Source organism: Streptomyces sp. PsTaAH-124, assembly GCF_000373685.1.
GTDB classification, from domain to species: domain Bacteria; phylum Actinomycetota; class Actinomycetes; order Streptomycetales; family Streptomycetaceae; genus Streptomyces; species Streptomyces andamanensis.
On record NZ_KB892175.1, the window covers coordinates 42,424 to 65,015 of the forward strand.

Sequence of the window (22,592 nt, forward strand, 5' to 3'; positions counted from 1 at the left end):
TGTTTGGCCAACCCGATTGACGCGGTGGCGGCGGCTCCCCTGTGCTGTCCGGTAGCGGGAAGGCGAAGTCCGGGTGTCACACGGCAGAAGGCGCGAGCCTCGTCCGGGGAGGGGCCATGTCCGTCGAGACAGTGCAGGCGTGGGGCGAGTTCGGGCGGCGGTTGCGGTCCCGGCGAAGACAGGCCGGGCTCACCCAGTTGCAGCTGGGGCTGCGGGTGGGCTATCACCACACCCTCATCAGCAAGCTGGAGAGCGGGCTGCGGGAGCCGCCCGCCGGTCTGGTGCGGAGGCTGGACGCGGTCCTGGAGACCGGGGGAGAGCTGGCCGCGCTCGCCGCCGCACCGCGCGAGGCGCCACCGGCGGCGGACCGCCCGCCGCTGGACCGGAAGCTGTTCGGGGCCATGCCCGGAGCGGACGCGCCCGGCGCCGGGGAGGCGCCGGACCCCCGGCTGTGGCCCGCGGAACTGCCCGCCGAGGGCCTCGCCTGCCCGCTGCACGGCACGGCGGGCTGCGCGGTGCCCGACCTGGGGGAATTACCGGAGCTGCTGGCGGTGCTGGCCGCCCTGACCGGCCGCTCCCCGGGCGCCGCGGGCATCGGCCCCCGTACCGGCACGGCGGGCGCGCGGGGCGTGGCGGCGGCGGCCGCGCGGGCGCGCGGGACCGGAACGGGTACGGGAGCGGAGGCGGAGCTGCTGCACGCCCTGACCGCCGTGCTCGCCTGTCTGATCCGCGAGGCGTTCCACCGGACCACCGCGGACTCGCTGGCCACCGTGGAGCGGCTGCTGCGCTCGGTGGTGCGCTGGGCCGAGGAGGTCAACGCCACGGGCCGGCTGCCGTACGGGCAGCTTCGGCTCGCCGCCCAGTACGCCCAGGTCGCCGGGCGGCTGCGGATGCAGCGCGGCCAGGGCGGCATCGGCATGGCCTGGTTCGGGCACGGCCTGGGATGGGCGGACGCCGTGCACGACGCCCCGGCGCGGGCGACCCTGCTCAGCGACATGTGCACGCTGGTCCGGCTGGACGAGGACCCCGGCTCGACCTTGGCGTACGCGCAGGCCATCGGCGCGGTGGACCCCCGGCGGCGGTGGGTCGCCACGCTGTCCGGCCTGTACCAGGCGCGCGGGTACGCCCTCGGGCACGACGCCGCCGAGTGCCGCCGGCACATCACCGCGGCCCGCCGCGGCTTCGCCCGGCTCGGCCGCCGCGACCTCCTGGAGGCGCCCTGGCTGGCGGGCGCGGAGGGGGAGATGCGGGTGGAGTCGGCGATCGGCGGCGCGCTGCGCGACCTGGCCGCGGCCACCGGGGACCGTACGACGGCCCGGCGCGCCGTCGAGGCCACCGCGCGCTCGCGGGCCCGGCTGCCCGAGGTGATGCGGGCCACCCATCTGCTGCTCACCCTGCGGCTGGCCGACGGCTGGGCGTGCGCGGGCGATCCCGGGGCGGCGGTCGCCGTGGCCGGTCCGGTGCTGCGTGAGGCGCTGGCCGCGCGCGAGCTGATGATCAGCGCCGAACTGCGCGGACTGCATGGCAGGCTCTTCGGCCGCTGGGGCGATCTCGCGGAGGTGCGGGAGTACCGCGAGCGGCTGAGGGCGGCGGGCGCGGCCGACGCTGCGGAGGTGACGGGGTCCCGTCTCTGAGGCCACCGAGGAGCCCGTGGTGGTGCCGGACCGGCGGGGAGCGCGGCCGGTTCGCGCGCTTGCCGGATTTTGACAGGTCTGGACCACGGGCCGGAAACCGTTGACCCGGCCGCGGGTCGATGTGAGGGTTCGGCCGGTCCAGACCATGGCATGTCACCGTCACCCCATCCCGGATTGACGTGCCCATGCTCTGGGGGCGACGGCCGGACAAGGGCCGCACACCTCTCACAAGGAGCCGCGATGCTGAGAAAGATGGCAGTGGCCGGGATATCCCTGGCCGTGACGCTCGGGGGGGTGGTGGTGCCGGCCTCGTTCGCCGCGGCGGCACCGGCTTCCGCACCCACCGCGGGCACGCCGGAGCAGACCCCCGTCGCGAAGGCCGTGGCCGCCGCCGACCAGGCCGTGCGCAGCGGCCTCGACGCGCTCGCCAAGGGCCCGGACGAGCAGTACGACCGCCAGCAGGTCACCCCCTGGGTCAAGGGCCTGTACTCGGTCGCCTACCAGCGCACCTACGAGGGCCTGCCGGTCGTGGGCGGCGACGCGGTCGTCCTCGCCGACGGCACCGGCACGGTCCGCGGCGTCCAGTCCGCCACCCGGGCCCGGATCTCCGTCTCCACCGAGCCCTCGGTCACCGCCTCCCGGGCGGCGGCGGCCAGCCGCGCCCGGCTCGCGCACATCGACAGGGCGGACACCCCGCGCCTGGTGGTCCGGGTCGAGGACGGTGCCGCCGCCCTCGCCTGGGAGACCGTGCTGAGCGGGCGTACCGGCACGAACGTGCCCAGCAGGCTGCACGTCTTCGTGGACGCCCGCACCGGCAAGGTCCTCGGCACCCACGACGAGGTGCACGCGGGCACCGGCAACAGCAAGTGGAACGGCCCCAACCCGCTGACCATCGACACCTCCAGCTCGGGCAGCAGCTATGTGCTGCGCGACACCACCCGCCCCGGCCTCCAGTGCTCGGACTACAGCGGCGGTGTGTTCACCAAGTCCACCGACAACTGGGGCACGGGCAACCCCACGAGCAAGGAGACCGGCTGCGTCGACGCGATGTTCGCGGCGCAGAAAGAGTCGGACATGCTCAAGAACTGGCTCGGGCGCAACGGCCACAACGGCAACGGCGGCAGCTGGCCGGTCAAGGTCGGCCTCAACGACCTGAACGCCTACTGGGACGGCTCCACCATCACCATCGGGCACAACAGCGCCAACGAGTGGATCGCCGGGATCGACGTGGTCGGCCACGAGTTCGGCCACGGCCTGGACACCTTCACGCCCGGCGGCGACAACCACGAGAGCGGCCTGGGCGAGGGAACCGGCGACATCATGGGCGCCCTCACCGAGGCGTACGCCAACGAGCCGTCGCCGTACGACACTCCCGACTACACCGTCGGCGAGATGATCAACCTCCAGGGCCGCGGCCCGATCCGCAACATGTACAACCCGAGCCTGATCAGCAACAACCCGAACTGCTACTCGGCGTCGATCCCCTCCACCGAGGAGCACGCGGCGGCCGGCCCGCTCAACCACTGGTTCTACCTGCTGGCCGAGGGCTCGAACCCGGGCGGCGGCAAGCCCTCCAGCCCCACCTGCAACAACTCCACCGTCACCGGCGTCGGCATCCAGAACGCCGGCAAGGTCTTCTACGGCGGCATGCTGCTCAAGACCAGCGGCATGACCTACAAGCGCTACCGCACCGCCACGCTCACCGCGGCCAAGAGCCTGGACTCCACCTGCGGTCTGTTCACCGCCACCAAGGCCGCCTGGGACGCGATCAGCGTCGGCGCCCAGACCGGTGACCCGACCTGCCAGATCGAGCAGTCCGACTTCACGCTGGCGCTGAACCCGGCCACGGGCTCGGTCCAGGCGGGCGCCTCCGCGCGCAGCACCGTCGGCACCACCGCCGTCGGCGGCACCCAGCAGGTCTCGCTGACCGCCTCGGGCGCCCCCGCGGGCGCGAACGTCTCCTTCAGCCCGGCGACGGTCACCTCCGGCGCCAGCTCCGCCATGACGGTCACCACCGCGGCGTCGACGCCCGCCGGGACGTACCAGATCACCGTCACCGGCAGCGGGGGCGGCAAGACCCACACCGCCCAGTACACGCTGACGGTCGGCGGGGGCGGCACCGAACCGGGCACCCCGCCCGACGTCGACGTGGCCAAGGTTCAGGCGCACCTGGCCCAGCTGAACACCATCGCCACGCAGAACGGCGGCAACCGCCGCTCCACCTCCGCCGGTTACCGCGCCTCGGTCGCCTACCTCAAGGACAAGCTCCAGGCCGCCGGCTACACGGTCACCGAGCAGGCCTGCACCTCGGGCTGCACCTCCGGCGCGGGCAACAACCTGATCGCCGAGTGGCCCAAGGGCGACGCCAGCAACGTGTACATGTTCGGCGCCCACCTCGACAGCGTGTCCGCGGGCCCCGGCATCAACGACAACGGCTCCGGTTCGGCGACCCTGCTGGAGAACGCGCTGACCCTGGCGCAGACCAACCCGACCATGAAGAACCGGGTCCGGTTCGCCTGGTGGACCGACGAGGAGCAGGGCCTGAACGGCTCCAGCTTCTACGCCCGCACGCTCTCCGGCACCGACCGCTCCCGGATCAAGGCGTACTACAACTTCGACATGGTCGCCTCGACCAACGCGGGCTACTTCGTCAACAACCTGAACTCGGCGGCCTCGGCCCCGATGAAGGCGTACTGGGACTCGCTGGGCCTGGCCCCGCAGGAGAACGTCGAGGGCCAGGGCCGCTCCGACGACTACTCCTTCCAGCAGGTCGGCATCCCCACCTCGGGCTACGCCACCGGCGCCGACGCGGTGAAGTCCTCCTCCGAGGCCGCCAAGTGGGGCGGCACCGCGGGCCGTTCCTACGACTCCTGCTACCACTCCTCCTGCGACACCACCAGCAACATCAACGCCACCGCGCTCAACCGCAGCGCGGACGGTGTCGCGTACACGATCTGGAAGACCTCGGTCGGCGACACCCCCGTGCCGGGCAACGACTTCTCGATCTCCGCGAACCCGGCCACCGGCACCGTCCAGCCCGGTTCCTCCGCCTCGGTGACCATCGCCACGGCGACTACCAGCGGTGACGCGCAGACCGTACGGCTGTCGGCCTCGGGCGCCCCGGCCGGGGTGAGCGTCTCCTTCAGCCCGGCCTCGGTGACCTCCGGCCAGTCCGCCACCGCCACCGTCCAGGTCGCGGCGGGCACCACCGGCGGTACGTACACGCTGACCGTCACCGGTGCCGGCGAGGCCACGCACACCACCACCTACACCCTGACGGTGCCCGGCGGGGGCGGCGGGACCACCTGGCAGCAGGGCGCCACCTACCGGGCGGGTGACGTCGTGACGTACAACGGCGTCAGCTACCGGTGCCTCCAGGGCCACACCGCCTACCCGGGCTGGGAGCCGCCCAACGTCCCCGCCCTCTGGCAGCCGGTGTGACCGGCGGGGGTCCCTGTGATCCCCGGCTGACCCCGGGCCGGTCCGGCTGATCCCGGGCTGATCCCGGGCCGATCCCCGGCCCGTGGGGCGGACCCGTCCGTCCCGCGGCAGCGCCCGGTCGCCGCACCGGGTGGGCCGAGCCCCGGGCCCCGGCCGTCCCCTCCCGTCATCCGGGGGACGGCCGGGGCCCGGTCCGTGTGCGCTTGCCGAGCCCGCCCGCGGCCCGCACGGTGGAGGTATGGGTGCGCAGGAGGGCCCCACCCTCATCTCCTCGGTGCAGCGGGCGTTCCGGCTGCTGGAGGCGGCCGGGGCCCACGAGGGCGGCGCGCCGGCCAAGCAGCTGGCGCGGGAGACCGGACTGGCCCTGGCCACCACGTACCACCTGCTGCGGACCCTCGTGCACGACGGCTATGTGCGCAAACTGGAGGACGGCTCCTTCGTCCTGGGCGAGCGGCTGGGTGCGCTGCACCAGGAGAGCCGGACGCAGGCGCGGCTGAGCCGGGTCCGCCCGGTGCTCGGCGCCCTGCGCGACGACCTGTCCGCCGCGGCCTACCTCACCTTCTACGAGGACGGCGAGATCCGGGTGGCGGAGATCGTCGACGGCCCCCGGGCGCCGCGCGCCGAGCTGTGGGTGGGCTTCGAGGACGCCGGGCACGCCACCGCGCTGGGCAAGTGCGTGCTGCGCGAGCTGGACGACGAGGCGCGCGGCGAGTACCTCTCCCGGCATCCGCTGGCCGACCTCACCCCCCGGACCGTCACCCGCCGCACGGAGCTGCTGCGGCGGCTGGACGCCTTTCCCGACGCCCCGGCCGTGACCGACCTGGAGGAGTACTCCCTCGGGATCGTCTGTGTCGCCGTCCCCGTGTACCGGGGCGACACCCTGGGCTCGCTCGGCGTCTCCCTGCGCATGGACCGCGACCGTCCGGTCCCGGGCGAGGAGACCGTCGAGCGGCTGCTCGCGGCGGCGGACCGGGTGACCAGGGGCCTCTCGCTCACCATCTGAAAACCGCACTCTTGTGACGTGATGCGCGAAACACGTCTACTGGATGTGACGCGTCAAATGCGATCTATGGGTTATTTGATCTCCAGGTCATCCGATTCCGGGATCGCGCGCCGTGCGAGGGGAGGGCGGCGCGGTACGCCGGACGGCGAGAGAGACCGAGAGAGACCGAGAGAGACAGCGAGGCAAGAGTGCGGATGCCCATACAGCCCATCCCGGCCCAGGTCCAGCCCCTCCCGGCCCCGGAGGCCGACGTCCTCGGCCGGCGCACGGCGAACGGCTGGACCGTCGTCGGCGTGGGCGGCGAGGTCGACATCTGTTCCGCTCCCGGGATCCGCGCGGCCGTCCTGCGCCTCATCGACGAGGGGCACCGCCACTTCGTCCTGGACCTGCGCCGGGTGACGTTCCTGGACTCGATGGGCCTGGGGCTGATCGTCGCGCTCACCAAGCGTCTGCGGTCGCACGCCGGGTCCCTGACCCTCGCCTGCTCCGACCCCCGCATCCTCAAGGTGTTCAAGGCCGGCGGCCTGCACGCCGTCTACGCCTTCCACGACACCGTCGCCGAGGCGACGCGGCACGCCCCCGAGGGCAGCGGTCTGGCGGGCTGGCCGCACCACCGGGCGTGACGGGCTCCCCTCACGGCCGGTCGTCGGGGCGCCCGGCGCCCCCCTGCCCCATGAGCATGCGGACGCGTCGGCTGAGAGCCGCCCCCGCGGCGGTGAGGAAGACGAACGTGTAGAGGATCTGGAGCACGGTGACGACCCGAGCGGACTGGCCGTGCGGGGTGATGTCGCCGTAGCCGATGGTCGCCAGGGTCACCAGGGTGAAGTAGAGCGCGTCCATGCGGGTGCTCAGCCCGGTGATCTCGCCCGGCTGCCGGGACAGGACGTAGTACCCGCCGGCGAAGACCAGCACGGACAGGGCCATCAGGACCGGGATGGCCAGACCCGGCCGGGTGCCCGGCCTGTCGATGAGCACCTCGTGGATCTGCCGCAGGATCAGCGCCGCCACCGCGGCGAGCACCAGCACGAACACCGTCCAGCTCAGGACCGGGCGGTGCGGTCCGAGCCTGTCCAGGGGCAGCAGGAAGTAGACGGTGACCAGGGATCCCACGAAGAGCACCGCGCCCGCCGGGACCGCGGCCCGGCGCAAGGACCCCGCCCGACCCGCGCCGTCGTCCCTCACGCTCCGCCTCCTCCCGTACGGCGTCCGTACGGCGTCCGTACGGGTCCCCGGTGACGGGCTCCAGTAAAGAACGCGGGGGTACGGGGCGCACGCCGGGCGCGCGTCCGGGCCCGGGGCGGCGGGAGGCGGCGGCACGGCGGCGGCCGGGAAGCGGGGGAGGAAGGATCGGTGAATGGCGGATTCCGGGGCGGCGGAGCGCCCGTGATCCGTGTATGCGCCGCCGGTCCGACAGGATGTCGGTGGCGCCCCCGGCAGGACTCGAACCTGCGGCCAAGCGCTTAGAAGGCGCCTGCTCTATCCACTGAGCTACGGGGGCCTGGTGGGTGGCTCTCGCCGTGGTGCCGCCCGTGCGGGCCGCTCCGTGACGTCGCCGGGGACAAGGATAGGGCTCCCGCGTCCTTGCCCCTGTCGCTTCGCCTCCGTGGCTCGATGTGGAGGTTCGGTGAAGCGGTCCTGATAATCGCAGGCAGGTGCGAATCGTGCATCGCTTTTGATGCCTCGGGCACCGGGTGTTGTGCACTCGTTATGCCTGGCCTGTGCCGTCGCCCCAGTCGTCCGTTCCATCCCTTGTGTTCCGTCGGCACGCAGACATGCTCATATGCTTCAGAATTCCCCTAAAATTGGGCATTCTTCGCATGTGGTGACCTTGGACGTACGGCCTCAGCTGCTCGAAGCACTCTCCGCCCTGCGCGACCGTGTCGCCGCCGCACGCTTCCCGCTGCCGCTCGCGGGGGCCCCACGCGCGCGTGCCAACCGCGACGAACTGCTCGCCCAGCTCGACGACTACCTGGTACCGCGGTTGAGGGAACCCGACGCGCCGCTGCTGGCCGTCGTCGGCGGATCCACCGGCGCGGGCAAGTCCACGCTCGTCAACTCCCTGGTCGGACGGCGGGTCAGCGAGGCGGGGGTCCTGCGGCCGACGACCCGGACCCCGGTCCTGGTGTGCCATCCGGAGGACCATCACTGGTTCAGCGGCATGCGCGTCCTGCCCGACCTCGCGCGCGTGTGGCTGCCCCGCCAGGACCCCGCCGCCACGGCGCTCGGCGACGAACTCCCCCCGACCGAGGACGATCCCGCGCGCGTGCTGCGCATCGAGACCGTGGAGACGGTGCCCCCGGGCCTCGCCCTGCTGGACGCGCCCGACATCGACTCCCTGATCGCCGAGAACCGGGCCCTGGCCGCCGAGCTGATCTGCGCCGCCGACATCTGGGTCATGGTCACCACCGCCGCTCGCTACGCCGACGCCGTCCCCTGGCACCTGCTGCGCACCGCCAAGGAGTACGACGCCACCCTCGTGACGGTCCTCGACCGGGTCCCGCACCAGGTCGTCTCCGAGGTCTCCCGGCAGTACGGGGCGCTGCTCACCAAGGCCGGGCTCGGCGACGTACCGCGCTTCACGGTGCCCGAACTGCCCGAGTCCGCCTGGGGCGGCGGACTGCTGCCCGCCACCGCCGTGGCCCCGCTGCGCACCTGGCTCGTCCACCACGCCCAGGATCCCGCGGCCCGCCGCTACGCGATGGGCCGCACCGCCCAGGGCCTGCTCGACTCGCTCAAGTTCCGGATGCCCGAACTGGCCGGTGCCGCCGCCGCGCAGCACTCGGCTGCCCTGCGGCTGATCTCGGCCGTCGACAGCGCCTACGACGGCGAGCACGCGCGCGTGCGGGGCCGGTTGCAGGCGGGGACCGTGCTCGCCGGGGACGCCCTGAAGCGGTGGCGCGCCTACCCCCTGGACTGCACCGCGGGCGAACTGCTCGACGCGCTCGTGGAGAGCCTCGGCGCGCTGCTGCTGTGCGCCGTGACCGCCGCCGACGAGCGCATCGACGACGCCTGGCGGCGCGAACCAGCCGCCACCGCGCCCGGACTCGCCGACCGTGCCCCCGCCGCTGAGGGCGCCGAGCACCGCATCGGTCTTGCCGTACGGCGCTGGCGGCGCGAGCTGGAGGAGTACGCCGAGGACGAGGTGCGCGAGCTGGACCGCAGCGTCGCGCCGGACCCCGAGGTCGTCGCCGCCCTGGCCGCGACCGGACTGCTGGGCGGCCGCCGGGGCCGGTCCGCGGGGGAGGGGCTGGCCGAGCGGATCGGCGCGCACGGCGCCCTGCGGCTGCGCGACCGGGCCGGCCGGCTGCTCGCCGACTACCTGGACCGCGTGATGCACACCGAACGGGAACGCCGGCTGGCCCCGCTCGACGCCCTGGAAGTGCACCCCGAACCCCAGGCCGAACTCATCGCCGCGCTGTCCGTACTGCTGAAGGAGAGGTGACCGGTGACCGCCGTCACTGATCAGGACCGAACGGAACACACCGCCCATGCCCCGCGCACGGGCCGTGCGGAGCACGCGGAGCACGCGGAGGCTGCGGAGGCCGCGGAGGGGCCGGGCGGGGGAGCGGACGTGGACTCGGGTGCGGGTGCCGGTGCCGGTGCGGTAGCCACCGGCAGGTACGGGGCGCGGGACGCGCCGGGGCGGGGGGCCGGGCGGTCCGGCCCCGGGAGGCCCGATCCGGGACGGGCCGACGCCCGTGGCGGCAGCGGCGGCGGCAGCGGCGGCAGCAGTGGTGGCGGTGGCGGCGGTGTTCCGGCGGGCCGGTCCGCCGGAGCCGCCCCGGCCGGTGAGGGCAGCGGTGGCGGCAGGGAGGAAAGGGAGGACAGGGACGGTGCGGACAGCAGGAGCGGCGGGGACGGCAGGACCGCCGCCACCGCGCTCGCGCGGCAGGCGGACCGGGACGAGCGGTACGCGCGCGGGCACGACGACGAGCGGCACGCGCGCGTGAGGGACGACGAGACGCACGCGCGCGTGCGGGACGACGACCGGCACCCGCACGGCACGGAGGGCGACGCCCCGGGCCGCGGCGGCGCCGACGGGTCCGGAGTCGGGGCCGGGTCCGGCTCTGGGGCCTGGGACGACGGGCTGATCGCGCGCCGGGTCACCGAGACCGGCACGGGCACGAGCGCCGCCGACCTCGTGCACGCGGACCCCCGGCCCGCCCGGACCCTGCCCGTGCCGCCGCTCGCCTACGACGGACCGCTGCGGTCGCGGCTGGACGCGCTGCGCGAACTCGTCGGGCTCTCCCGCACCCGGCTGGACAGCCGCACCCTCGCCGAGGCGGGGCGCGTCCTCGACGAGGCGGCGGCGCGCCGCCGACTGTCCGGGCAGCACACCGTCGTCGCCATCGCGGGCGCCACCGGCAGCGGCAAGTCGCAGCTGTTCAACGCCCTCGCGGGCGTGGCGATCTCGGAGACCGGGGTACGCCGGCCGACCACCGCCGCCCCCATCGCGTGCAGTTGGAGCGACGGCGCCGCGAGCCTCATCGACCGCCTGGGCATCCCCGGCCGGCTGCGCAGGCGCCCCGTGCAGGGCCCGGACGCCGACCCGCAGCTGCGCGGCCTGGTCCTGGTCGACCTGCCCGACCACGACTCGGCCGCCGTGCAGCACCGCGAGCACGTGGACCGCATCCTCGGGCTCGTCGACGCGGTCATCTGGGTCGTCGACCCGGAGAAGTACGCCGACGCCGTCCTCCACGAGCGCTATCTGCGCCCCCTGGCGGGCCACGCGGAGGTCATGTTCGTCGTCCTCAACCAGGTCGACCGGCTCCCCGGCGAGGCCGCCGACCAGGTCCTCGACGACTTGCGGCGACTGCTCGACGAGGACGGCGTGGCCCTCGGGGAGTACGGCGAACCGGGCGCGACCGTGCTCGCCCTGTCCGCGCTCACCGGGGACGGCATCCCGGAACTGCGCGAGTCGCTCGGCCAGTTCGTGGCCGAACGCGGGGCCGCCGCCCGCCGGGTCGCGGCCGACGTCGACGCGGCGGCGGACCGGCTCCGGCCGGTGTACGACACCCGGCGGCGGCCCGGACTGAGCGAGGAGGCGCGCGAGGAGTTCGCGGCCCGTCTCGCGGACGCGGTGGGCGCCACCGCGGCGGGCGAGGCGGCCGAACGCGCCTGGCTGCGCAACGCCGGGCGCGCGTGCGGCACGCCCTGGCTGCGGCTGTGGCGCTGGTACCAGGACCGGCGCGAACCCCCCACGGGCCGGCTGCCGGTACGCGCGCAGCCCGACGAGGAGGCCACCGCGCGCCAGCGCGTCGAACAGGCGGTGCGCACGGTGGCCGAACGGGCGGCGGCCGGACTGCCCGCGCCCTGGGCGCAGGCGGTGCGCGAGGCCGCGGTGCGCGGGTCCCAGGGACTGTCCGAGGCCCTGGACGAACTCGCGGCGCGGGCCGGTCTGCCCCCGGGCCGTCCGCCGCGGCCGGGCTGGTGGCCCGCGGCGGTCATGGCGCAGGCGTCGATGACCATTCTCCAGGTGGTCGGCGGCCTGTGGCTGGTCGGCCAGATCGCCGGTGTCCTGTCCCCGAACCTCGGTGTGCCGGTGCTGCTGATGATCGCCGGGATCGTCGGCGGACCCATCGTGGAGTGGAGCTGCCGCATCGCGGCCCGCGGCCCGGCCCGCAGATACGGGCAGGAGGCCGAACGCCGCTTGCGGGAGGCCGCCGCCGGGTGCGGACGGGCCCGGGTGCTGGATCCGGTGGCGTCGGAACTGCTGCGCTACCGGGAGGTTCGCGAGCAGTACGCCCGGGTGACGGGGGCGAGCGGGCGGTGAGCGGAGCCCTGGCGGGGCCGGAAGGCACTCGGCGCCCGATCGGGTGAGCGGGTTGTCCACAGGCGGGGGGTGCTCCACAGGGCCCGGCGGGCTCGTCCCGGCGGCGGCAGTCTGGTGCCGCGGCGATTGCGACGGAAGCGGTCGGCGCGGCAGCCGCAGCGGATGCGGCGGACGCAGCCGTACGGGACGGACCCGTGCGGGTGTCCGCCCGGACCGGAAGGCCGGGCGAGGGAGGGGCAGGACGATGAACGAGACGACGGTCTGCGTGGTCGGCAACGTGGCGACGCAGCCGGTGTACCGCGAACCGGCCGGGGGTGCCTCGGCGAGGTTCCGCCTCGCGGTCACCGCGCGCTACTGGGACCGGGAGAAGAACGCCTGGACGGACGGGCACACCAACTTCTTCACGGTGTGGGCCAACCGCCAGCTCGCCACGAACGCGATGGCCTCGCTGAACGTGGGCGACCCCGTGCTCGTGCAGGGCCGCCTGAAAGTACGGACGGAGACCCGCGACGGCACCAGCAGGACCTGGGCCGACATCGACGCCACGGCCATCGGCCACGACCTGGCGCGGGGTACGTCGGCGTTCCGCCGCTCGGGCCGCCCGGAGCAGGCCGCGACCACCGAGCCGCCGCGCCCCGAGCCTTCTTGGGAGACCCCGGATCCGGCACCGCGCGCACAGCCACGACAGCGATCGGGTCCGGAGCCGGAGGACCGGGAACCGGATCGGGAGCAGAACCGTGAACAGGACCGGGAACCTGCCGCGGTGGCCTGACGACAGGCTGTCCACCGGACCCGCCCGGACCCGCCCGGACCCGCCCTCCGTCCGCGAGCAGGGTTGATTTGTCGACAAGCCCTGCTCGCGGGCGGTGGCGGCGATAACGATTCCGATTCGGATCAGCCCCCTGACGACCTGACAGCAAGTGCCGGTGCAAGGGGTCCTTAGGATGCCGAACGTAGCTCATGGGCCTGGAGATTCTGCTGGTGGGACCGCACCCCCACGTGAATGGGTCCTGCTCGAAGGGGAATTCTGTGTGTGCTTCGTACTCTGCGCCGTCCGCGCGCGGGCGAGGGGCGGCCCGTCTCGCCGCCGCGGCGCTGGCGTCCGGGCTCGCCGTCGCCGCCGTGCTGGCAACCGCCGGCCCGGCGGCCGCCGACGGCAGGCCGCAGAGCCAGGGCGGGGCCACCGCCGTGATGGGCGGTCTGAAGACGTACGGTGCCGCCGTCCTGCACGACGAGACCGGCAACCACCAGATCTCCGCAGGGCTGTTCGAGATGGCCGTGGACGGCGGCGGCATGCTCCAGACGTACTGCGTCGACATCCACAACCCCACGCAGAAGGACGCCAAGTACCAGGAGACCCCCTGGAGCGGCACCTCCCTCGGCGCCAACAAGAACGCCGGGAGGATCCGCTGGATCCTGGGGCACTCCTACCCCCAGGTGAACGACCTCGCGGCGCTCGCCGCCAAGGCCGGGGTCAAGAACCTCACCGAGCAGGACGCGGCGGCCGGCACCCAGGTGGCCATCTGGCGCTACTCCGACGGTGCCCGCGTCGACGCCGTCGACTCCCGCGCCGAGAAGCTCGCCGACTACCTCCAGCGCAGCGCCCGCGACGAGGCGGAACCGAGCGCCTCGCTCAGCCTGGACCCGCCCGCCGTCTCCGGCCGCCCCGGCGGACGCCTGGGCCCGGTCACCGTGCGCACCGGCGCGAGCAGCGTGACGGTGTCGCCCCCCGCCGACGCCGGCGGTGTACGGATCGTCGGCAAGGACGGCAAGCCGGTCACCACCGCGAAGAACGGCACCCGCCTCTACTTCGACATCCCCAAGAGCCCCACGGGCGCCACCGACTCGGGCGAGAGCACCGACGGCACCCCCCGGACCCCGGACGCCGCGGCGGGCTCCGCCGAACTGACCGTCCTGGCCTCCACCACCGTGCCGGTCGGCCGCGCCTTCACCTCCGACAGCCGCAGCCAGACCCAGATCCTGGCCGGCTCCAGCGAGTCCACGGTCTCCGCGACCGCCGTCGCCACCTGGGGCGAGCACGGCCCGATACCGGCCCTGTCCGCCGAGAAGAACTGCGCCAAGGGCACCCTGGACATCCGCGTGACCAACAAGGGCGACCAGCCGTACACCTTCGACCTGATGGGCACCGCCCACAGCGTCCCCGCGGGCGCCACCCGCACCATCGCGATCCCCCTCCAGGAGGACCAGCCCTACGACTTCACCCTCGTGGGCCCCGACGGCCGCGCCCAGCGCTTCACCGGCGTCCTCGACTGCAAGACCCAGGGTGCCGCGATCGGCACCAAGACCCAGACCCTCGACACCCCGGCCCCGGCCCCCACCCCGGTCACCGCGGGCAACGTCCCCACCACCCCCGACCTCGCGGCCACCGGCGGCTCCGACACCACCCCCCTGATCGCCGCCATCGGCCTCAGCCTCCTGGTCCTCGGCGCCACGGCATTGAGCATCCTCCACAAGAAGAGGACCACTCAGGACTGACCGGATCCGGATGCGCGCGGGGCTCATTTCCACGACCGATCCCCGCATCCGGGACGGATGACGGTGGCCGAGCTGGGAAGCGTTCGGATGTCACCGCGTGGCCGGTCCGCCCGGTGGGTGGTCCATGGCGGCGAGCCAGCCCGCGACCGCGTGGAAGTCGGTGTCCGCCAGCCCTCTGGCCGGGTCGACGCGGTGGAGCAGGGACCGGCCCGGGTGCTGCGCGGTGACCCAGGTGTGGTCCATGGCGGTGATCTCGTCGTCCAGCCAGATGAACGGCCGGCCGTCGGCCCACTCGACCAGGGGGCGGGTCTTCCAGTGCAGGCCCCGGGGGCCGTCGTCCGGGTCGGTGGCCGGCCACTGCACCACGGGAAGCCGCGGCAGGCCGAGGAGCGGGGCGACGGTCTCGTTCGCGTCCTGCATCCATGTCGTGGCCCAGACGAGCGTGCAGCCCAGGGCCAGGAGGCGTGGTCCGATGGCGGGGTCCAGCCGGTCCAGCAGCGGGTTCCCCCCGGGCCCGGCGGGCAGGGCGGCGGCCGGCGGCGGGGCGTTCGAGGATCCGAAGGGGATGAGCGGGCCGTCGACGTCGAGGAAGAGGAGGGGAGGCTCCGCTGCGCTGGTCACAGCGGTACGGTAGCCCGGCCGGGCGGCGAGTCCCGGCCGTCACCAGTGACTCCCCGGTCAGGTGTCCCGGGCCGACGCGTATCCGCTCGGACCGGCCGTGGGGAGCCTGGGAGCCTCAGGTCCGGCGGAGGGCGGTCCGCATCTCTTCGATCAGCGCTGTACGGGCCCGGCCGGCTGCGCGCCAGGCGTGGACGTACTGCGCCGAGTCCGGGGCGTGCCCCGCGGCCACCGCGTCATGGAAGTCGAGGACGCCGAGGGTGGCGCGGCCGGCGCTCTCGACGATCCTCCGTCGGGCCACCAGCTCCAGTCGCTGCTGTGCCGCGTACACGCCGTGCTCGCCGATCGCGAGGTGCCCCTTGCCCACCCGGTCCGGGGACGGGGCCGTCCGGGAGAACGCGTCCCTGGCCCCGGAAAGGGCCGACAGGTAGTCCGTGCACGCGGTGCGCAACGTCTCACGGTCGCGTTCCGCTCTGTCGCGCCGCCATCGGACGTGATCGGCGGCGAGGGTGGCGATGACCCCGAGCACGGTGCCCACGGCTGTCGCCGCGATCGTCGACCACTGCATCTGTCCTCCCGGAAGGCGCCGGTACGGCGTGAGACCCCTGCGGACAGGGCGACGTCCACCGGACGTGCCGCCCCGAGCCTCCGGCCGCCATGGGCGAACCCCCAGGTCAGAGCCGCCGTACCCCACGCGTTTCCGCGCAGGGGTGGCCGTACGGCAAGATGGGGTGTATCTGCCCACTGCCAGTTTCAAGCTGCCGGACGGTTTCTCTTGGCTGAGTTCATTTACACCATGCGCAAGGCGCGCAAGGCGCACGGCGACAAGGTGATCCTCGACGACGTCACCCTGAATTTCCTTCCGGGTGCCAAGATCGGCGTCGTCGGCCCGAACGGTGCCGGTAAGTCGACCGTGCTGAAGATCATGGCGGGGCTCGAGCAGCCCTCCAACGGTGACGCGTACCTGTCGCCCGGCTACACCGTCGGCATCCTGCTCCAGGAGCCGCCGCTGAACGAGGAAAAGACGGTCCTGGAGAACGTCCAGGAGGGCGTCGCCGAGGTCAAGGGCAAGCTCGACCGGTTCAACGAGATCGCCGAGCAGATGGCGACCGACTACTCGGACGCGCTGCTGGAGGAGATGGGCAAGCTCCAGGAGGAGCTGGACCACGCCAATGCCTGGGACCTCGACGCCCAGCTGGAGCAGGCCATGGACGCGCTGGGCTGCCCGCCCGGCGACTGGCCGGTGGCCAACCTCTCCGGTGGCGAGAAGCGCCGCGTCGCGCTGTGCAAGCTGCTGCTGGAGGCGCCCGACCTGCTGCTCCTGGACGAGCCCACCAACCACCTCGACGCCGAGTCGGTGAACTGGCTGGAGCAGCACCTCGCCAAGTACGAGGGCACCGTCGTCGCCGTCACCCACGACCGGTACTTCCTGGACAACGTCGCCGGGTGGATCTGCGAGGTCGACCGCGGCCGGCTGCACGGCTACGAGGGCAACTACTCCAAGTACCTGGAGACCAAGGCCACCCGTCTGCGGGTCGAGGGGCAGAAGGACGCCAAGCGGCAGAAGCGCCTCAAGGAAGAGCTGGAGTGGGTGCGGTCGAACGCCAAGGGGCGCCAGGCCAAGTCCAAGGCGCGACTGGCCCGCTACGAGGAGATGGCGGCCGAGGCGGACAAGATGCGCAAGCTGGACTTCGAGGAGATCCAGATCCCGCCGGGCCCCCGCCTGGGCAGCGTGGTCGTCGAGGTCGACAAGCTGAACAAGGCCTTCGGCGACAAGGTCCTCATCGAGGACCTCAGCTTCACCCTCCCGCGCAACGGCATCGTCGGTGTCATCGGCCCGAACGGCGCCGGCAAGACCACCCTGTTCAAGATGATCCAGGGCCTGGAGGAGCCGGACTCCGGCAGCATCAAGGTCGGCGAGACCGTCAAGATCTCCTACGTCGACCAGAGCCGCGAGCACATCGACCCCAAGAAGACGCTGTGGGCCGTCGTCTCCGACGAGCTGGACTACATCAACGTCGGCCAGGTCGAGATGCCCTCCCGGGCGTACGTCTCCGCCTTCGGCTTCAAGGGCCCGGACCAGCAGAAGCCGGCCGGCGTGCTCTCCGGCGGTGAGCGCAACCGCCTCAACCTCGCGCTCACCCTCAAGCAGGGCGGCAACCTGCTGCTCCTGGACGAACCGACCAACGACCTGGACGTCGAGACCCTCGGCAGCCTGGAGAACGCGCTGCTGGAGTTCCCCGGCTGCGCCGTGGTCGTCTCCCACGACCGCTGGTTCCTGGACCGGGTGGCCACGCACATCCTCGCCTACGAGGGCGACTCCAAGTGGTTCTGGTTCGAGGGCAACTTCGAGTCGTACGAGAAGAACAAGATCGAGCGGCTCGGCCCGGACGCCGCCCGCCCGCACCGCGCCACCCACAAGAAGCTGACCCGGGGCTGATCGAAGCAGATGCGCCACACATACCGCTGCCCGCTGCGCTGGGCGGACATGGACGCCTACGGCCACGTCAACAACGTGGTGTTCCTCCGCTACCTGGAGGAGGCGCGCATCGATTTCCTGTTCCGCCCGGACAAGGATTTCCAGCAGGGGTCCGTGGTGGCGCGTCATGAGATCGACTACAAGCGGCAGCTCGTCCACCGGCACGAGCCGGTGGACATCGAGCTGTGGGTGGCCGAGATCCGGGCGGCGTCCTTCACCCTCGGCTACGAGGTCAAGGACGGCGACCGGATCTACGTCCGGGCGTCGACGGTGATCGTGCCGTTCGACTTCGAGGCGCAGCGGCCGCGGCGGCTCACCGCCGAGGAGCGCGAGTTCCTCGGGGAGTACCGGGACGAGACGGCCGAGGAGGAGGCCGTCGCCGCATGACGGTGCTCCACCTCGCCGACGAGACGGAGGCGGCCGACCTCGCCGCCTTCCTCTCCCGGCTGCTGCACTACGACCGTGCCGCCGCCGTCCGCCTCCAGGCGGCCGGGACGGCGCTCGCGGTGTTCGGGCGGCCGGCGTCGTTCGAGGTGCTGGCGGTGCGCGCGGTGGCTCTCGCCAAGCCCTACGAGGACGGTCTCGACGCCACGCTCGACGTGACCGTCTCCGCGGGTGAGCTGCTGGAGTCCATCGACGAGAAGGCCGCGACGGGCGTCGTGCCGGCCGCGGTGACCGGGCCGCCGTGGGCGGGCGTGCTGCCGCCGCGCGGCGGCTGGCGGCGCGAGCCGGGGCTGCCCCCCGCCGAGGCGCTGCGCGCGCTGGTGTCGGCGGCCGTCGCCGAGTTCCGCTCCCGTACGGGGGGCCTGGTGCCCGAGCGGCGCACCCGCGCCGAGCTGGACCGGATCGGGCGGGAGATCTGGTCCCGGACGGTCGGCGAGACCGCCCTGCCGGTACGGGCCGTGCACGCGGCGCAGTCCCTGGGCTTCCTGCGCGGAACCGGGCCCGCGGGGATCACTGGGTCCGCGGGGACCACTGAGTCCGCGGGGATCACTGAGTCCATGGGGATCACTGAGTCCGGGGCCGCACCCGTATCACCCGTACCACCCGCGTCATCCGCGCCGCCCGCCGTCTCGGCCGGGGCCGGCACTCCCGCCGTGCCCGCGCCGGGCGGCCCCGCGCTGTTCTCCTCGGGTGCCTGGCTCCGGCTGCGCACCCCGTTCGGGTCGGTGGCGGTGCGCCGGGCCGGACTCGGCGCGCTGGGCGTCAGCGTCCGCTGAGCCCGGCCCGGCCCGGCGTACCGGGCCGCCGGTCCCGCCGGGCGCGGCGCGCGCTCAGGCCCGTTCCCTGTCGCTGTCGTCGGGCCACACCGCGATGTGGTCCTCCTCCAGTTCCAGCGCGACGCGGTCGCGCATGCCGAGAGTCTGGGTGTAGTCGGCGGGCAGCTGGAGCCGTCCGGCCCGGTCCAGCATGGCGTACTCGCGGCTGACCACCCGCTCGTCGCCGGTGGCGGCGTCCACCTCGCTGCGGCGCAGCACCTCCGTGGAGGTGCGGCCGTCGCGGATGGCGACCGTGCGGCGGACCTCGGTGGCCACCGCCTGGTCGTGGGTGACGATGACGATCGTGGTGCCCAGGCGCTCGTTGGCGGTGCGGAAGGCGGCGAAGACCTGCTCGCCGGTGTGCGAGTCGAGTTCGCCGGTGGGTTCGTCGGCGAGCAGCACCGAGGGGTTGTTGGCGAGGGCCACCGCGATGGCGACGCGCTGCTGCTGGCCGCCGGACATCTGGTGCGGGCGCCGGTCGCGGCAGTCGCCGACCTCCAGCAGCTCCAGCAGTTCCAGCGCGCGTTCGGCCTTGGCGCGGCGGGCCAGGCCGCGGGCGCCGGCCAGCTGCATGGGCAGCGCGACGTTCTGCGCGGCGGTCAGGTACGGCAGCAGGTTGCGGGAGGTCTGCTGCCAGACGAAGCCGACGACCTCGCGGCGGTAGCGCAGCCGGTCCTTGGCCGTCATGGCGAGCAGGTCGTGGTCACCGACCCGGGCCGCGCCCGCGGTGGGCGTGTCCAGACCGGCGAGGATGTTCATGAGGGTGGACTTGCCGCTGCCGGACGCGCCGACGAGCGCCATCAGCTCGCCCTCGCGCACCAGCAGGTCGAGGCCCTGGAGGGCCTGCACCTCCACGCCGTCGGCGGAGAAGATGCGGACCAGCCGGTCGCAGGTGATCAGCGCGTCATGGCCGTAGGCGGGCCGGGTGCGGTCCTCGGTGGCGCGCCGGGCCAGGTCGGCGAGGGTGGGGTTCGTCGTCATCGCAAGACTCCTGCACGGCGGCTGGGGCGGCTGGGGCGGCTACGGCGGCGGGGGCGGGGGCGGTCGGAGGGACTGGTTCGGCTTCCGGCCCGCCGGAGCGGGCCGTCCGCCCCGGCGGCGTCCGCCCCGGCGGTGCTCGTCGCGCCTGCCACGTTCTCCGTGCCGGTGGCGCTCATCGCGCGTCCCCCGCCCGCAGCTCCCGTACGGAACTCTTGCGGCCCGTCCACCAGGCCTGCACGGCGGCGACCGCCACCGCCAGCAGCAGGACCGCGACGGCGGGCACGGCCAGGGACAGCGGGTCGGTGCGCAGCGCGCTCGCGCCGGTGGCGCCGACGCTCGTCGGCAGCGCGATCGTGGTCAGGTCGACACCGGGGGAGAGCAGCCGGATCGTCGCCCAGCCGGTCAGCGCGCCGCCGGCCGCGGCGAGCACCGCCTGCGGCAGCGACTCCAGCACCAGCAGGCGGCGGCCCTGGGCGCGGGTGAGACCCATGGTGCGCAGCCGGGCGAGCATCGCGCCGCGCTCCTGCGCGGAGCGCAGCAGGGCGAGGAGCAGGGCGAGCACCGCGTAGCCGGTACCGGCCGCGACCGCCGCCGTGTAGATGCGCTCGGCGCCGGACTGGAGCGGCGAGTCGACGAACCGGGCCCGCTCGGCGGAGCGCAGCTCCACGCCCACGGATGCGCCCGCCGCCCGGCGCAGCGCGCCCGCGTCGAGGTGGTCGCCGGTCAGCAGCAGGGTGCTGGTGCGGGCGGCCTGCCGGGTGAGACCGGAGCGGTCCACGACGAGGAAGTTGGTGCCGATCACGGCCGGTGTCCGCTCCCGGACCAGGGCGATGCGCACGGTGACGTCGCTGCCGTCGTCCAGCCGCACCGGGAAGGGCCGGGTGCCGTAGGTCCGGGCGACCGAGGGCGAGGCCAGCGCGGGCAGCACCGTCCCGCCGCCGGGCCGGCGCAGCGTGTCCTCCGGGAAGGCGCCGAGCCCGGTACGGCCGGACAGGGCCGCGTAGTCGGCGGGGACCACACCGGCCAGGGTCACCTGGGTGAACCCGCTGCCCGCCTTGGCCTGGTAGTTGACGGCGGCCTCGGTGACCGCGCGGACGCCGGGGGCGTGGCGGACGCGGTCGGGCAGCGCGGCGGGCAGCACCCCGGTGCCCTCGACACGGGCGTCGGCGCCGACCGCGATCAGCGCGGCGTGGTCGCGGGCGTCCGCCACCCCGGCCAGCACGGAACCGCCGAAGGCGGCCGTGGTGAGCGCGGTCAGCAGGGTCAGCAGCGGCAGTACGGCCGAGACGGACGTACGGCCCGCGCGGGCCAGCGACAGATGGCCGACGGCTCCGCGCAGCCGCGCGGCCGGGCGCATCAGCAGCCGCAGCGGCAGCGGGTAGAGCCGCACCAGCACCAGCGCGGCGATCACGCCGATCAGCACCGGGGCCAGCGAGACCAGCTGGTCGCCCGAGCCGTCCGAGGAGCCGGACACCCCGCGGCGGCGCAGCGCGATGACCGCTCCCACGGCGATGACCAGCAGCGTCAGCTCGGCGACCGTACGGCCCCTGGAGGGACGTACCGACATGGTGTCCTCGCGCGGGGCGTGGACGCGCACCACCCGGTGGGCCAGCGCCGCGCGCAGCGGCAGCGCGGCGCAGGCGACGGCCGTGACCGCGACGGCGGCGGCGACCGCCGGGAGACGGCGGCCCTCGTCCACGGCGAGCAGGGCCGCGCCCAGGCCGACGGCCCCGGCGGGCACCGCGACCACCGCGGTCTCGGTCAGCAGCCGGCCGGTGAGCCCGCGCAGCGAGGCGCCACGGGCGCGCAGCAGGGCCAGTTCGGCGCGGCGGCGGTCGGCGGCCAGGCCCCCGGCCATCAGCAGGACGACGAGGGCGACCGTGGCACCGCCGAACGCGGCGACCGCGACCAGCGGGCCGACGCCGGAGGTCAGCCGCCGGTAGGCGGTGAGGATGTCGTCCAGGTCGGTGTCCGCCTGCGCGGCCGGGTCGGTGGCCGCGCGGATCTGCCCGAGGCCCGGTCCGGCCTCCAGGGTGGCGACCGCCGACTTCAGCCGGTCCAGGTCGTAGGCGTGCAGGGCACCGGCGTCGGGGGCGATCTGCCAGTAGCGGACCGGCTGGCCGTTGGTGCCCAGCAGGGCGGGGGCCGCCTCCGGCGGGAGCAGCAGGGCGCCGAGCCAGTAGTACAGGGGGTCGCTGCTGCCGGGGACCCGCACCAGGGCGGGCGAGCGCAGCAGCGTCTGGGCCGACCAGTAGGAGCCGCCCGGCTCGCGGGGCGTGACGATGCCGGTGACGCGGACGGCCAGCGGCGGCCGGGACACGGCGGGCACGTGGACGACCGAACCCACCTTCACGTGCAGGCTCGCGGCCGTCTCGGCGGTGACCGCGGCCTCCACCTCGGCGGTCTCGGCGGTCACCTCGCCGTGCGCCCGGGGCAGCCGGCCGTCGCGCACGGTGGAGTGGGCGGCCAGGCCGTTCTGCGCGGCGAGCCGGATCTGCGCGGGGATGCCGTTGGGCCGCGGGATCCAGGGGTCCGGGACGCTGAGGTCGGCGGTGTTCTGCACCCCGTACGCGGACTGGCCGGCGTCGATGGCCAGCGGGGCCGGTACGGCACCGGCGACCCGGGCGAACTGGCGGTCGAGCGCCGGGGGCAGCAGCGCCTGGTAGCGCTCCTCGGCGGACAGCTGGAGGCCGGGCTGGGGCGCCGTCACCGTCAGGACGGTGCGTTTGGGGGTCGCCTGGTCGACGGCGCGGGTCAGGCCCGCGTCCTCGTAGCGGTCCAGCGCGCGCGGGAACGCGGCGGCCAGACACGCCGTCAGCGCGACGAGCAGGGCCAGGGCCGCGGCGGCACCGGGCGCGGTGCGCAGCCGTACCCGGACCCAGGCGGGAGCGACGGTGCGGGTGTTCAC

At 74.2% G+C, this 22,592-nt stretch carries 16 protein-coding genes and 1 tRNA gene; 11 read left to right on the plus strand and 6 right to left on the minus strand.

Annotated elements, in window-relative coordinates:
* Positions 1 to 116: 116 nt before the first annotated feature.
* From B086_RS0121120 to B086_RS0121135, 4 genes are all read left to right on the plus strand, one after another.
* A complete protein-coding gene (locus B086_RS0121120) occupies positions 117 to 1,634 on the plus strand; it encodes a helix-turn-helix domain-containing protein (RefSeq protein ID WP_018568417.1) in 1,518 nt (505 codons plus the stop codon).
* Positions 1,635 to 1,874: 240 nt separating this feature from the next.
* Positions 1,875 to 5,075, plus strand: coding sequence for a M28 family peptidase (locus B086_RS0121125; RefSeq protein ID WP_018568418.1), 3,201 nt, complete (start codon positions 1,875 to 1,877; stop codon positions 5,073 to 5,075).
* 238 nt (positions 5,076 to 5,313) lie between these two features.
* Positions 5,314 to 6,078 carry an IclR family transcriptional regulator gene (locus B086_RS0121130; protein ID WP_018568419.1) on the plus strand — a complete coding sequence of 255 codons (765 nt, stop codon included), beginning with the start codon at positions 5,314 to 5,316 and terminating at the stop codon, positions 6,076 to 6,078.
* A gap of 194 nt (positions 6,079 to 6,272) precedes the next feature.
* Positions 6,273 to 6,701 (plus strand): STAS domain-containing protein, encoded by a 429-nt coding sequence (locus B086_RS0121135; RefSeq protein WP_018568420.1) that lies wholly within the window; start codon positions 6,273 to 6,275, stop codon positions 6,699 to 6,701.
* A 10-nt stretch (positions 6,702 to 6,711) separates the two neighbouring features.
* Here the strand turns inward: B086_RS0121135 and B086_RS0121140 are convergent, their stop codons facing one another.
* Both B086_RS0121140 and B086_RS0121145 read right to left on the minus strand, forming a co-directional pair.
* Positions 6,712 to 7,227 carry a potassium channel family protein gene (locus tag B086_RS0121140; protein ID WP_018568421.1) on the minus strand — a complete coding sequence of 172 codons (516 nt, stop codon included), beginning with the start codon at positions 7,225 to 7,227 and terminating at the stop codon, positions 6,712 to 6,714.
* Positions 7,228 to 7,500: 273 nt separating this feature from the next.
* Positions 7,501 to 7,576 (minus strand) — tRNA-Arg (locus B086_RS0121145).
* A 321-nt stretch (positions 7,577 to 7,897) separates the two neighbouring features.
* Between B086_RS0121145 and B086_RS0121150 the strand changes: the two genes are divergently transcribed.
* From B086_RS0121150 to B086_RS0121165, 4 genes are all read left to right on the plus strand, one after another.
* Positions 7,898 to 9,520, plus strand: a complete 1,623-nt coding sequence (locus B086_RS0121150) for a dynamin family protein (protein ID WP_026252625.1) — start codon at positions 7,898 to 7,900, stop codon at positions 9,518 to 9,520.
* A gap of 129 nt (positions 9,521 to 9,649) precedes the next feature.
* Entirely contained in the window at positions 9,650 to 11,851 is a 2,202-nt protein-coding gene (locus B086_RS0121155) for a GTPase (protein WP_420712556.1), read from the plus strand.
* Between the two features lie 244 nt (positions 11,852 to 12,095).
* Positions 12,096 to 12,623 (plus strand): single-stranded DNA-binding protein, encoded by a 528-nt coding sequence (locus B086_RS0121160; protein ID WP_018568424.1) that lies wholly within the window; start codon positions 12,096 to 12,098, stop codon positions 12,621 to 12,623.
* 257 nt (positions 12,624 to 12,880) lie between these two features.
* Entirely contained in the window at positions 12,881 to 14,347 is a 1,467-nt protein-coding gene (locus tag B086_RS0121165; RefSeq protein WP_018568425.1) for a Cys-Gln thioester bond-forming surface protein, read from the plus strand.
* A 90-nt stretch (positions 14,348 to 14,437) separates the two neighbouring features.
* On the opposite strand, the gene B086_RS0121170 is transcribed toward B086_RS0121165, so the two are convergent.
* Entirely contained in the window at positions 14,438 to 14,968 is a 531-nt protein-coding gene (locus tag B086_RS0121170; protein WP_018568426.1) for an HAD domain-containing protein, read from the minus strand.
* Positions 14,969 to 15,083: 115 nt separating this feature from the next.
* On the minus strand, positions 15,084 to 15,533 hold the full coding sequence (locus tag B086_RS0121175; RefSeq protein WP_018568427.1) for a hypothetical protein: 450 nt from the start codon (positions 15,531 to 15,533) through the stop codon (positions 15,084 to 15,086).
* Between the two features lie 207 nt (positions 15,534 to 15,740).
* On the opposite strand from B086_RS0121175, the gene ettA reads away from it, so the two are divergent.
* From ettA to B086_RS0121190, 3 genes are read left to right on the plus strand one after another with little or no spacing between them, the layout of a single operon-like run.
* Positions 15,741 to 17,405, plus strand: coding sequence for an energy-dependent translational throttle protein EttA (ettA, locus tag B086_RS0121180; RefSeq protein ID WP_026252626.1), 1,665 nt, complete (start codon positions 15,741 to 15,743; stop codon positions 17,403 to 17,405).
* A gap of 9 nt (positions 17,406 to 17,414) precedes the next feature.
* Entirely contained in the window at positions 17,415 to 17,831 is a 417-nt protein-coding gene (locus B086_RS0121185) for an acyl-CoA thioesterase (protein ID WP_018568429.1), read from the plus strand.
* A complete protein-coding gene (locus B086_RS0121190; protein ID WP_018568430.1) occupies positions 17,828 to 18,664 on the plus strand; it encodes a hypothetical protein in 837 nt (278 codons plus the stop codon). The genes B086_RS0121185 and B086_RS0121190 overlap by 4 nt, the downstream gene beginning before the upstream one ends.
* 54 nt (positions 18,665 to 18,718) lie before the next feature.
* On the opposite strand, the gene B086_RS0121195 is transcribed toward B086_RS0121190, so the two are convergent.
* The gene (locus B086_RS0121195) at positions 18,719 to 19,684 is read right to left on the minus strand and encodes an ABC transporter ATP-binding protein (protein WP_018568431.1); all 966 of its coding nucleotides are present in this window, start codon (positions 19,682 to 19,684) and stop codon (positions 18,719 to 18,721) included.
* A gap of 172 nt (positions 19,685 to 19,856) precedes the next feature.
* Entirely contained in the window at positions 19,857 to 22,592 is a 2,736-nt protein-coding gene (locus B086_RS0121200) for an FtsX-like permease family protein (protein WP_018568432.1), read from the minus strand.

Coding starts and splice junctions, on each gene's coding strand:
- B086_RS0121120 (WP_018568417.1), top strand. CDS start 117: ATGTCCGTCGAGACAGTGCAGGCGTGGGGCGAGTTCGGGCGGCGGTTG.
- B086_RS0121125 (WP_018568418.1), top strand. CDS start 1,875: ATGCTGAGAAAGATGGCAGTGGCCGGGATATCCCTGGCCGTGACGCTC.
- B086_RS0121130 (WP_018568419.1), top strand. CDS start 5,314: ATGGGTGCGCAGGAGGGCCCCACCCTCATCTCCTCGGTGCAGCGGGCG.
- B086_RS0121135 (WP_018568420.1), top strand. CDS start 6,273: ATGCCCATACAGCCCATCCCGGCCCAGGTCCAGCCCCTCCCGGCCCCG.
- B086_RS0121160 (WP_018568424.1), top strand. CDS start 12,096: ATGAACGAGACGACGGTCTGCGTGGTCGGCAACGTGGCGACGCAGCCG.
- B086_RS0121175 (WP_018568427.1), bottom strand. CDS start 15,533: ATGCAGTGGTCGACGATCGCGGCGACAGCCGTGGGCACCGTGCTCGGG.
- B086_RS0121185 (WP_018568429.1), top strand. CDS start 17,415: ATGCGCCACACATACCGCTGCCCGCTGCGCTGGGCGGACATGGACGCC.
- B086_RS0121190 (WP_018568430.1), top strand. CDS start 17,828: ATGACGGTGCTCCACCTCGCCGACGAGACGGAGGCGGCCGACCTCGCC.
- B086_RS0121195 (WP_018568431.1), bottom strand. CDS start 19,684: ATGACGACGAACCCCACCCTCGCCGACCTGGCCCGGCGCGCCACCGAG.